The 11,079-nt window shown below is 59.2% G+C and carries 10 protein-coding genes; 7 read left to right on the top strand and 3 right to left on the bottom strand.

The genetic code is table 11. The features are described 5' to 3' along the window. Positions 1–102: 102 nt before the first annotated feature. Entirely contained in the window at positions 103–525 is a 423-nt protein-coding gene (ndk, locus tag O4G74_RS12600) for a nucleoside-diphosphate kinase (RefSeq protein WP_269402963.1), read from the bottom strand. 147 nt (positions 526–672) lie between these two features. Between ndk and O4G74_RS12595 the strand changes: the two genes are divergently transcribed. Further along, on the top strand, positions 673–861 hold the full coding sequence (locus O4G74_RS12595) for a hypothetical protein (RefSeq protein WP_147371859.1): 189 nt from the start codon (positions 673–675) through the stop codon (positions 859–861). Here O4G74_RS12595 and O4G74_RS12590 read toward each other — a convergent pair. Next, positions 858–1,328, bottom strand: coding sequence for a DNA polymerase III subunit chi (locus O4G74_RS12590; RefSeq protein ID WP_269402962.1), 471 nt, complete (start codon positions 1,326–1,328; stop codon positions 858–860). The genes O4G74_RS12595 and O4G74_RS12590 overlap by 4 nt on opposite strands. Before the next feature lie 2 nt (positions 1,329–1,330). Next, entirely contained in the window at positions 1,331–2,797 is a 1,467-nt protein-coding gene (locus tag O4G74_RS12585; protein ID WP_269402961.1) for a leucyl aminopeptidase, read from the bottom strand. Between the two features lie 97 nt (positions 2,798–2,894). Between O4G74_RS12585 and O4G74_RS12580 the strand changes: the two genes are divergently transcribed. The 6 genes from O4G74_RS12580 to O4G74_RS12555 all read left to right on the top strand — a co-directional run bounded on the left by O4G74_RS12580 (position 2,895) and on the right by O4G74_RS12555 (position 11,075). After that, positions 2,895–4,010: an LptF/LptG family permease gene (locus O4G74_RS12580; RefSeq protein WP_269402960.1), complete on the top strand. Its 1,116-nt coding sequence runs from the start codon at positions 2,895–2,897 to the stop codon at positions 4,008–4,010. Beyond that, on the top strand, positions 4,010–5,128 hold the full coding sequence (gene lptG / locus O4G74_RS12575; protein WP_269402959.1) for an LPS export ABC transporter permease LptG: 1,119 nt from the start codon (positions 4,010–4,012) through the stop codon (positions 5,126–5,128). Before O4G74_RS12580 ends, lptG begins: the two co-directional genes overlap by 1 nt. Positions 5,129–5,198: 70 nt before the next feature. After that, positions 5,199–7,781: a type I DNA topoisomerase gene (gene topA / locus O4G74_RS12570; protein WP_269402958.1), complete on the top strand. Its 2,583-nt coding sequence runs from the start codon at positions 5,199–5,201 to the stop codon at positions 7,779–7,781. A 104-nt stretch (positions 7,782–7,885) separates the two neighbouring features. Further along, positions 7,886–8,017 carry a hypothetical protein gene (locus O4G74_RS12565; protein ID WP_269402957.1) on the top strand — a complete coding sequence of 44 codons (132 nt, stop codon included), beginning with the start codon at positions 7,886–7,888 and terminating at the stop codon, positions 8,015–8,017. 62 nt (positions 8,018–8,079) lie between these two features. After that, positions 8,080–10,347, top strand: a complete 2,268-nt coding sequence (gene rnr / locus O4G74_RS12560) for a ribonuclease R (protein ID WP_269402956.1) — start codon at positions 8,080–8,082, stop codon at positions 10,345–10,347. Next, positions 10,347–11,075: an NUDIX hydrolase gene (locus O4G74_RS12555; protein ID WP_269402955.1), complete on the top strand. Its 729-nt coding sequence runs from the start codon at positions 10,347–10,349 to the stop codon at positions 11,073–11,075. Before rnr ends, O4G74_RS12555 begins: the two co-directional genes overlap by 1 nt. Positions 11,076–11,079 lie beyond the last annotated feature (4 nt).

Genomic DNA, 11,079 nt, shown 5'->3' with positions numbered 1-11,079 from the left:
AATCAACTATTGCGCGATAATGGTTAATTTGCGTTTACCAAATGAAAAGAGCCCTCCCGCCGAAGACGAGAGGGCTCCCAATTCATCGATGCTGACGGGCGACTAGCCTGCGATGTCAGCCTCGGAGAAGAACTGGCGGATCTCGATCGCAGCGTTCTCTTCGCTGTCGGAGCCGTGAACCGAGTTCTCACCGATCGACTTTGCGTATAGCTTGCGGATCGTGCCCTCTTCGGCGTCTGCCGGGTTGGTTGCGCCCATGACATCGCGGTACGCTTTCACGGCGTTCTCACCTTCGAGGACCTGAACGACGACTGGACCGGAGGTCATGAAGTCAACGAGCTCACCAAAGAATGGGCGCTCTTTGTGGACGCCGTAGAAGCGCTCGGCTTGCGCGCGGGTCATCTGGATACGGCGCTGGCCGATGATGCGCAGGCCAGCCTTCTCGATGACAGCGTTGACAGCACCGGTCAGGTTACGCTCGGTCGCGTCCGGCTTGATGATCGAAAATGTGCGTTGGATAGCCATGAATGGCTCCTTCAATAGTCTTGCTTTGGGTGAAACTCTCGCGCGGCCTATAGCGAGCAGGCCGCAGTCGGGCAACTCCTGCTGACAGACTGGGCTTCAGCCACTAGAGTCTGGCAGGATTGCCACTTGAGAAGGGGACTACGGCCCATGACCGGTATTTTGAGATTGATGATCGCGCTGGCTGTACTGATTTCGGCAGTCTACGCGCTGATCTGGCTCTGGACCGGCACCATTCCCGCCTACGGCGCAGAGATCATGGGGACGCTCGGCATCCTCACCGTCGTCTCGCTCATCATCCTACTGATTTCGAGGCCGAACAGCCCACCAAAGGCCTAGCCAGCCTCTTTCCAGCCGCCCTGCTCTGTCTGCTGGAAGTAGCGTGTGGTGAGCCCTGCATCCGACGCCGCCTTGTACATCTTGCGTGCCTTGTTGCGCACCGGCGTGTCGCCATCATCGAACATGACCATGCAGCGGGTATAGGACGCGTCGACCGCCATGTCGGCACCGTCCATCAACAGCGCAACGGCAGCCTCGTTCAGGTTGTCGGGCTTTTCAGCAATCAGGACTGGCTGGCGAGCCGGATCAAGACCCGCCGCTTCAGCCTGGCCATGCGGCAGGAAACTCTGGTCGTCATATGTCCATAGGGCCGCATCAAGCGCCCCGCGGCGGCGGATATCAGGGCTGACGGCGAGTACGCGCCAGCCCCGCTCCAGACATTTCTCAAGGAGTGGGCCAGCCGCCTGCTCAAGCGTGGTCCGCTTGAGATGGTAGAACCACCATTCAGGTTTGCTGGCCGTGTCCAAGTCTAGCCCTCGTAATTGTCGGCGACCCAACGATCGAGCAGGCGCGGGCCGTAGCCAGATGCCCAGCTCGGGTCGAGCGGCGACTTCTCGGTCTCGACCCAGGCAACGCCTGCAATGTCGAGGTGGGTCCAGGCCTGACCTTCATTGATGAAGCGCTTCAGGAACTGCGCCGCCGTGATGGAGCCGGCAGACTTGCCGCCAATATTCTTCATGTCGGCAAATTGCGACTTAAGCTGGCGATCATATTCCGGACCAATCGGCAGGCGCCAGACGCGCTCGCCTTCAGCAAGGCCGGCCTTGGTCAACTGGTCTGCCATTTCGTCATTGTCGGTGAACAGACCGGCATGATGATGGCCGAGCGAGACAACGATCGCGCCGGTGAGCGTTGCGAGATCGACGATGGATTTCGGCTTGAACTCTTTCTGGGCGTACCAGAGCACGTCGGCCAAAACGAGACGGCCTTCGGCGTCGGTGTTCTGAACTTCGATCGTCTGACCGGAGGCCGATGTGAGGATATCGCCCGGACGAATGGCATTGCCATCAGGCATGTTTTCCACGAGGCCAACCAGACCGACGACGTTTGCCTTGGCCTTGCGCTTGGCGAGCGAGAGCATGGCGCCGGTGACGGCTGCTGCGCCGCCCATATCGCCGCGCATCGCTTCCATTCCCGGCCCAGGCTTCAGCGAGATGCCGCCCGTGTCGAAGCACACGCCCTTGCCGCAAAGAGCCACTGGCGCGTCGCCTTCATTGCCGCCCATCCACTTCATAATGGCGAGCTTGGATTCCTTGACGGAGCCCTGCCCGACGCCGAGCAGTGAACCCATGCCAAGGGCTTCCATTTCCTTTTCACCGAGCACCTCGACTTCGAGACCATGTTTCTCGAGTTCCTTGATGCGATCGGCAAAGCTTGCCGGATAGAGAATATTTGGCGGAAGGTTCATCAGGTCTCTCGCCATGAACGTACCATCAGCGGCTGCGTCGAGAGGTGCCCATTTGTCCGCGGCAGCTGAAGCGTCGCCGGTGACGAGCGTGAAGGTCTCGAGGCTCGGCTTGTCATCATCCTTCAGTTTCGTGAAGTAATGGTCGAAGCGATAGGAGGCGAGCTTCGCCCCAATCGCGACGCGCGCCGCAAACTCAGCGTCATCGGCATATAGAGCGAGCGATTTGAAGCCGCTGCCAGCCTGACTTTTGACGAGCAGCGCGCCGATCTTCTCCTGAGCGCGGGCGTCGCGGTCCGCTGGCTTGCCACCACCGATCAGGACGGCGCGGCGGGCAGACGCCCCTTTCGGCAGGACAACGACAGCTGTCTGGCCATGCTTGCCGGTAAAGCGCTTCTGCTCGAGCGCCTCGCTCAAAAGGCCGCCGCTTGATTCGTCCAGCGATGCGGCTGCGCCCGGCAGGCCACCGTCCTGATCGACAACAAATGCGACAATTTCGGTTTCTGCTTGTTCAGCGAATGTGATTTTCATGAATAAACTCCGTTTGACGCAAAAACTAAGCATCGACGCGCGCCAATCAACTCGCTAGGCAGGGCCACGCACACAAAAAACTGTTTTCCAAGGCGCTATGAAACGCATTCAGAGCTATCTTTTCAGACAAGTGTTTCGCTCTGTCTTGATTATTGTCGGCGGCCTGACGCTTCTGGCAATCTTGGCGCAAGGCCTTTCACAGACTGATATCATTGTAGAAAACCGCCAGTCGGCGCTCACATACTTCACCATTGTTGCGCTAGGCGCCCCACAGGTCATTGCACTTCTTACGCCGCTGGCCGTGTTCGTCGCTACAATCTGGTCTCTCAACAAGCTGCACCGCGATAATGAGGTCGTGGTCGCAGGCGCGGCCGGGATGACGCGCTGGGATATCGCCTCTCCCATTCTCCGGCTTGCCGTGCTCGCTGCCATCGTCCACCTCGGCGTGAATCTGTGGGTTCAGCCGTCCGCCCAGCGCGTGTTGCGGGAAACTGTTCAGGATGCGCGTACTGATCTTGCCACGTCACTGGTCCGCCCAGGCCAGTTCACGACCGCCGGCGAGGGCCTCACGGTCTTCGCGCGTGAGTCACGCGGCGGTGACCTCATCGGCGTGCTGATTTCTGACAATCGCGCGACCGAAACCGATTCGCGTGATTACCTTGCCCAACGTGGCCGCTTCGTAGAGGTCGATGGCGTACCGAGTATAATTATGTGGGAAGGCCAGATCCATCAGATCGACGAGAATGGCGCCCTGTCTGTATTGAACTTCGACCAGTCGACATTCGACCTGACGCCATTCGTAGATGACAATGCCGCCGTCGTTCTGAAGGCGTCCGACCGTTATCTCCATGAACTCCTGTACATCGACACGACTAGTTATCAGGAGTTGCAGGACCAAGAAGCCTTCCTGTCCGAAGCCAATGCCCGCCTGACGACACCGCTCGTCTCGATCGCAATGGCTCTCATTGCAGTGATGGCGGTGCTTGGCGGCGATTTCAGTCGGCGGGGTTATTCCAGACGTATTGCTTTCGCCACGGGCGGCGCACTTTTGCTCGTAATCGTCCAGCTTGTCGTGCAATCTGCGAGCCGTAGCAGTATTGGCGCCAATGTCGCCCAGTGGCTTGTTCCCCTCGGGACGACGGCCGTGCTTGCGCTCATCTTCTTCAAGTGGCGGCTTTCCGTCCCGTCACGCACTCTGGGAGCGGCACGCTGATGTTCATGACCCGCATCCAGAGATATATAATCTGGCAGCTCCTCAGCGGGCTAGCCCTAGTACTGGCTATCTTCACTGCAACGATCATGCTGGTCGATGTGGTCGAACAGCTTCGTACCGTCGGCGGCGATGTCAGCCTCTCTCCGCTGGAAGCTGTCGGCCTGTCTTTCATGAAACTGCCGGGCCTTATCGAGCAGACCCTGCCCTTCGCCGTCCTTGTAGCGGCCATGATCGCCTATAACCGTCTGAACACACGATCTGAGCTTTCAGTTATCCGGGCCAGTGGCTTGTCAGCCTGGGAGTTTCTGGCTCCTGTCATGGTGATCGCGGTGGCGCTTGGCCTGTTTTCCATGATGGTGCTCAATCCGCTCGGCGCGCGACTTTCCAGCCAGTTCGAACAGTCTCGCAATTCCATCCTGATTACCGGGGGCGTTCGCGTTGATTCGAGCCGGGAGGACGTCTGGCTGCGTCAGGGTGATGGCAACTCCCAGATCGTTATCAGCGCCCAGTCGGTCGATGAGACTGGTCAGGTGTTTCAGGACGTGAAGATGATCGAGGAAAGCCGCGTCTTCCAGGACGGCCGCCCCACCGACCGCCATGAGTTTGTCCGTCGGATCGACGCCGAGCGGGCGCGTATCACCGATGGCTTCTGGCAGATTGAGAACCTTGTCGAGAACCTCCCCGGTCGCTCCCCTGAGCGGATGGAGACGCTCGCCATTCCGACAGATCTCGATCCAGACCGGCTGCTCGACCGTTTCACCTCGCCCAATACAATCGGCTTCTGGCGGCTCCCCGGTTTCATTCATCAAACCAGTCAGGCTGGCCTCGACTCTTCCCGGTTCAAGGTTCGCCTCTACGGGCTGACGGCCATGCCGCTTTTCTTTGCCGCGATGGGTCTTATCGGCGCCCTTGTATGCCTGCGTATGTCACGCCTCGGCGGGACGAGCCGCTTGGTCGCAACGGGCGCGCTGGCTGCAGCTGGCGTCTTTTTTATAATGCAGTTCTCATCCAGTCTTGGCGCGTCGGGTGCGCTGCCGCCGCTTATAGCGGCTTGGGCACCTGCGGTCTTCGCGCTCTTTGCTAGCCTCGCAGTGCTCGCATACCGCGAAGACGGATGAGAAGCCGCGGACCTGTTGACACTGGCCGCCACCGCACACAAGTTCCGCCGCGCTCTGGAGGTCACCCTATATGAAAGTTGTCGTTGTCGAGTCGCCGGCAAAAGCGAAGACGATCAACAAGTATCTTGGCAAGGACTACAAGGTTTTCGCCTCGTACGGCCATGTCCGTGATCTTCCGTCGAAGGATGGCTCTGTTGATCCTGACAATGACTTCGAGATGGTCTGGCAGGCTGACTCCAAATCTGCGAGCCGTATTCGCGACATCGCCGAAGCGACCAAGTCGGCGGACAAGCTCATTCTTGCGACTGACCCTGATCGCGAAGGCGAAGCGATCAGCTGGCACCTTCTGGAAGCGCTGGAAAAACGTAAGGCGCTAAAAGGCATCCCCGTTGAGCGGGTCGTCTTCAACGCGATCACCAAGAATGCGGTGACCACCGCGATGGAACAACCGCGCGAGATCGACCAGGAACTGGTCGATGCCTATCTCGCCCGCCGCGCGCTTGATTACCTTGTTGGCTTCAACCTCTCGCCGGTTCTCTGGCGCAAGCTTCCAGGCTCTCGATCTGCTGGCCGCGTGCAGTCGGTCGCACTACGGATCATCTGCCAGCGCGAACTGGAAATTGAGACCTTCCAGCCGCAGGAGTACTGGTCGATCGAGGGGGACTTGCGCGCCAATGATGGCACGAGCTTCAAGGCGCGCCTGCACGCTCTGGACGGCGACAATCTCAAAAAGTTCTCGCTTCCCGATGAGAAGAGCGCAACGGCGGCACTCGAAGCGGTGAAGGTCGGCGGCTACACCGTCAGCTCTGTTGAATCGAAGCCGGTCAAACGCAATCCGCCGCCGCCATTCATTACCTCGACCCTGCAGCAGGAAGCCTCTCGCAAGCTTGGCTTTACCGCCAAGCGTACGATGGGCGCCGCGCAGAAGCTCTACGAGGAAGGTCGCATCACCTATATGCGAACCGACGGCATCAATATGGCCGAAGAGGCCTACCATGCTTCCCGCAAGCAGATCGAAAGCGACTATGGCGCCCGCTACCTACCGGAGAAGCCGCGGCGCTATTCTTCGAAGGCGAAGAATGCGCAGGAAGCCCACGAGGCAATCCGCCCAACCGATTTCTCCATCCGCCCGGAAGAGTATCGCGGCGATGGCGACCTGAAAAAGCTCTACACGCTTATCTGGCGCCGCGCTGTCGCCTCCCAGATGGAAGCGGCCGTTTTTGAACGCACCACTCTCGATTTCATGTCGAAGGACAACCGCGCCCAGCTTCGGGCGACCGGTCAGGTCGTCCAGTTTGATGGCTTCATCAAGCTCTACACTGAAGGGCGGGATGATGGGGACGAAGACGAGGACGCCGAGGGCCGTCTGCCAAAGATGAAGGAAAGCGATCACGCCGACCTGATTGAGGCTAAGTCCGACCAGCACTTCACCCAACCGCCGCCCCGCTTCACCGAAGCCTCACTTGTGAAGCGCCTTGAGGAGCTCGGCATCGGTCGCCCCTCGACCTATGCGTCCACCCTGTCGACGCTGGAAGACCGCGATTATGTTCGCCTCGAAAAGAAGCAGCTGATTCCTGAGGACAAGGGCCGTCTGGTCACCGCCTTCCTCGAAAACTTCTTCGCCCGCTATGTTGAGTATGACTTTACCGCAGAGCTTGAAGAGCAGTTAGACGTTATTTCCGATGGCAAGCTGGACTGGAAGGCTTTCCTTCGTGAGTTCTGGGTCCAGTTTCAGGCTGCTATTGCCGAAACAAAAGAGCTTCGCGTTTCCAACGTCCTCGACGCGCTGAACGAGGCGCTCGGTCCATACGTCTTCCCCAAGACAGACGAGAACGGCAATCCGAAAGAGAATCCGCGCGAGTGTCCACTTTGCGGCGAAGGTGAGCTCTCATTGAAGCTTGGCCGGCACGGCGCCTTTGTTGGTTGCTCGCGCTACCCGGACTGCAAGTTTACCCGTCCCTTCTCTGCCGACAGTGAGCAGGAAGGTGCTATCAATCCCGAAGGCGAAGAGCTCGGTCTGCACCCGGAAACGGGCGAACCGGTCTTCCTCAAGACAGGCCGCTTCGGTCCCTATGTGGAGATGGCCGCTGGCGGAGAAGACAAGCCGAAGCGAACCAGCGTGCCGAAGGGGTGGGAGCCCAAATCACTGACGCTTGAGCAGGGCGTGAAGCTCTTGTCGCTGCCGCGCGATGTGGGTGAGCATCCTGACGATGGCGAAATGATTCGCGCCAATCTTGGCCGATACGGTCCTTATGTGCAGCACCAACGCACCTTCGCAAATGTTCAGACGATCGAGGAATTGTTCGACATTGGCCTTAACCGCGCCGTGACGCTGATTGAGGACAAGAAGGCCAAACGCGGCGGTGGACGCGGCGCGACGCCGCTCAAGGAACTTGGCAAACACCCGGCCGACGAGGAACCGATCCACGTGTATGAAGGCCGCTATGGCCCCTATGTGAAGCACAAGAAGACGAACGCGACCCTGCCCAAGGACGTCACACCCGATAAGGTAACGTTGGAGCAGGCCGTCGAGCTGATTGAAGCCAAGGCGAAAAAGCCCGCCAAGAAAAAGGCACCGGCAAAGAAGAAGCCTGCCGCAAAGAAAAAACCAGCAGTGAAGAAGACGGCGAAGGCAAAAAGCGATGACGCTTAAGCGGTTGAATCGCTTTACAATCTGTACTGCCGACACAGATGTAGATCAGTAACTCAACTCTTGGTACGGGCGATTGCCCGTGCCCACATGACAGGATGCTGAAGATGACCGAACCGAAACTGCAGGAAGAAGAAGCACGCCAGGGTGAAACCGGAAAAGGCGTGCGCTATGTGCTGATAATCTCCACCGCCGCTGCGGCGATTGCACTGGGCCTTATCCTAGCCTTCGTCATTTGACTACAGCTCTGCGCCCTGAATGAAAAACGGGCAAACCGCGCAGAATCCCTTATATGGGGGCCATGAGTTTTCCCGATAGAGAAACAGTTCTCAAATTTATCGCCGACAATCCTTCAGCCACTACGAAGCAGGAAATTGCGCGTGGGCTGAAGGTCAAAGGTCGTGAACGCCAGACATTACGCCAGGTCCTCAAGGACCTCGAGAATGACGGCACCCTGGAGCGCACCGCCAAACGGGCCTGGGCCAAGACCGACACACCTCCACCTACTGGCGTCATTGTCTTTGAAGAAATAGCATCCGATGGTGAGCTAATGGGGCGCAGCGTTGGACGCGAAGGTGCCTTCGGCCCGCCCATTCGTTATGCGGGCTATAGCGGCCGCACCAAAGGCCCTGCCCCCGGTGTCGGCGACAAGGGCCTCGCACGTATCAATGAGGCGAATGGCGAATATCACGCCAAACTTCTGAAACTATTTGAAAAGCGCGACGAGGAAACGTCGCTAACCGGGCGCTTTGAGAAGACGCCCCGGGGTGGTCGCGTCGTATCGGCCAGCCGCAAGGACAAGCGGACCTTTCTCATCGACGGCACCGACGCAAAGGGCGCTGAAGATGGCGACCTCGTCACGGCCATGCCGAAGCCGGGCAAACCAAACGGTCCAGCATTCGGGGTAGTTACAGAAATCATTGGGCGCATGGACGATCCGCGCGCGGCCTCCCTGCTCGCCATTCACGGCCATGATATACCGGTGGAGTTCCCCAAGGACGTTCTCAATGAAGCCCAGACGATAAAGCCGCTGGATAGCCCGCGCGAGGATCTGACCCATATCCCGCTCATCACGATCGATCCGCACGATGCCCGCGACCATGATGACGCCGTGCATGCCGAAAAGCTAAAGGATGGGTGGAAGGTCATCGTCGCGATTGCTGACGTTGCCGCCTATGTGAGGCCCGGCACTGCCCTTGATCGAGAGGCTCAGAAACGTGGCAACTCCACCTACTTCCCTGACCGGGTCGTGCCAATGTTGCCCTTTGAGCTTTCAGCTGACGCCTGTTCGCTCGTCGATAATGAGGACCGCCCGTGCATGGCGGTCGAGCTGACGTTCGACAGATCCGGCTCGAAACGCTCGCACCGCTTCATCCGCGGCACGATGAGGTCCCACGCAAAACTCTCCTATGAAGAGGCTCAGGCCGCTATCGACGGAAAGACTGGCGGCGAAGGCGAGAAATGGCTGGAGCCTGTCCTGAAACCTCTCTGGGGGGCCTATGAAGCGCTGGGGGAAGCTCGCGCTCTGCGTGCACCTCTCGCCCTAGACCTGCCGGAAAAGCGCGTGGAGATCAACGAAGACGGCAAGGTGACCGGCATCATCGAGAAAGAACGCTTTGACGCGCACAAGCTGATCGAGGAGTTCATGATCCAGGCCAATGTGGCCGCCGCAGAGACGCTGGAAAAGGTCGGCTCTCCCCTCCTCTACCGCGTGCATGACCAACCTTCCGATTCGAAGCTCGCTGCGCTCTCAGACTTCCTGCAGACACTGGACATCAAATGGCCGCTGGGTGAGCGCGCCCAGACCCATCGCTTCAACCGTCTACTGAACGATCATGCCGATGGCGAACATGCCGGCACCATATCTGAGATTGTACTCCGGTCGCAGGCGCAGGCTGTCTACTCCCCCGAAAACAACGGGCATTTCGGCCTCAATTTGACGAAGTATGCACATTTCACTTCGCCCATTCGCCGATACAGCGACCTGATCGTCCACCGGGCCCTCATTTCATCACTTGGGATGGGAGAGGATGGTCTGACTAAGGAAATGGCTGCGTCTCTGGAAGATATTGCGAGCCATCTCGTGGATACCGAGCGTCGCTCCATGGCCGCTGAGCGCGAAGCGACGGATCGCTATCTCGCCCTGTACCTCGCAGACAAGGTCGGTGCCGAATTCGAGGGACGCATTACGGGTGTCACGCCTGCTGGTCTGTTTATCCGGCTCGGTAGTACGGGCGCTGACGGCTTCTCGCCAATATCCAAACTGTCCGATGACTATTGGGTCCACGATGACGGGGCGATGGCGCTCATTGCGCGCGGATCCGGCAAACGCTTCGAGATGGGCCAGGTTGTGACGGTTGAACTTGCTGAAGTCACGCCGCTTCAGGGCGGTCTTCTGCTCAAGGTGCTTTCTCCTCCCCGGCCGCGGAAACCTGGCGAAAAGCCGCCCTCCTCGCGCGGGGGCAGGTCTGGTCCGCCGGGTCGCTCGCGTGGCAAGATGTCCAAAGCGCGCAAGAAGACGCGTCAGAAAGCCTCCCATAAAAAGGGAGCCAAGGGAGGAAAGAGCTGATGTCCCGAAAACTCGGCACAGCCTTCGACAAGGAAGGGGACGGCGACGTAATCCAGACGGACCGGCCAACGCCCCGCCCCAAGGACGCTGCAACGCTCATATTGGTCCGACGCGATCAGGCCCAGCCCCGACTGCTCATGGGGAAACGCTCGGGCCGACACACTTTCATGCCGGACAAGTATGTATTCCCTGGCGGGCGCGTCGACACCGCAGACGGACGCGTGCCTTCGCTCAGCGAATTGCGAGAAACGGAACACCAAAAGGTGGCGCACAAGACGCGACGCAAGCCGCGCGCGTTCGGGCTAACCGCGATTCGCGAAACATTCGAGGAAACCGGCCTTATCGTCGGACGTGCCAGCGAATTTCCCGGCAGACCTGCTACGGACTGGCAGAAATATGCAGATCAGGGCGCGGCGCCGTGCCTTCAGGGCTTCACCATGATCGGTCGCGCGATTACCCCGCCCTATCGGCCAAAGCGCTTTGATGCGCGCTTCTTCATGGCCGAGGCGGAAGATGTCCTGATCGATGAGCGCCCCGCTGTGGACGGCGCTGAGCTGCATGACCTTCAGTGGGTGACTCTTTCGGACGCGCTGACACTCGATCTGCCTAATGTGACGCGTTTCATGCTGGGTGAGATCGATGAGCGACTGAAGCAGAAGGATGTAGGCCAGTTGCGGCCGCCATTCCTACGCTGGACAGCCGGCGGCCACTCGCAGGACCGCATCTGACATC

Origin of the sequence: Henriciella marina, from assembly GCF_027213945.1 — a bacterium.
GTDB lineage: Bacteria > Pseudomonadota > Alphaproteobacteria > Caulobacterales > Hyphomonadaceae > Henriciella > Henriciella marina_A.
The sequence above is the reverse complement of the archived record's forward strand: the minus strand, read 5'-3'. Positions and strand labels throughout refer to the sequence as shown.

What these genes read in the sequence shown, in the direction of transcription:
- rnr (WP_269402956.1), top strand. Translation starts at nt 8,080, where the DNA reads ATGAGTTTTCCCGATAGAGAAACAGTTCTCAAATTTATCGCCGACAAT.
- O4G74_RS12565 (WP_269402957.1), top strand. Translation starts at nt 7,886, where the DNA reads ATGACCGAACCGAAACTGCAGGAAGAAGAAGCACGCCAGGGTGAAACC.
- O4G74_RS12585 (WP_269402961.1), bottom strand. Translation starts at nt 2,797, where the DNA reads ATGAAAATCACATTCGCTGAACAAGCAGAAACCGAAATTGTCGCATTT.
- ndk (WP_269402963.1), bottom strand. Translation starts at nt 525, where the DNA reads ATGGCTATCCAACGCACATTTTCGATCATCAAGCCGGACGCGACCGAG.
- topA (WP_269402958.1), top strand. Translation starts at nt 5,199, where the DNA reads ATGAAAGTTGTCGTTGTCGAGTCGCCGGCAAAAGCGAAGACGATCAAC.
- O4G74_RS12555 (WP_269402955.1), top strand. Translation starts at nt 10,347, where the DNA reads ATGTCCCGAAAACTCGGCACAGCCTTCGACAAGGAAGGGGACGGCGAC.
- O4G74_RS12580 (WP_269402960.1), top strand. Translation starts at nt 2,895, where the DNA reads ATGAAACGCATTCAGAGCTATCTTTTCAGACAAGTGTTTCGCTCTGTC.
- lptG (WP_269402959.1), top strand. Translation starts at nt 4,010, where the DNA reads ATGTTCATGACCCGCATCCAGAGATATATAATCTGGCAGCTCCTCAGC.
- O4G74_RS12595 (WP_147371859.1), top strand. Translation starts at nt 673, where the DNA reads ATGACCGGTATTTTGAGATTGATGATCGCGCTGGCTGTACTGATTTCG.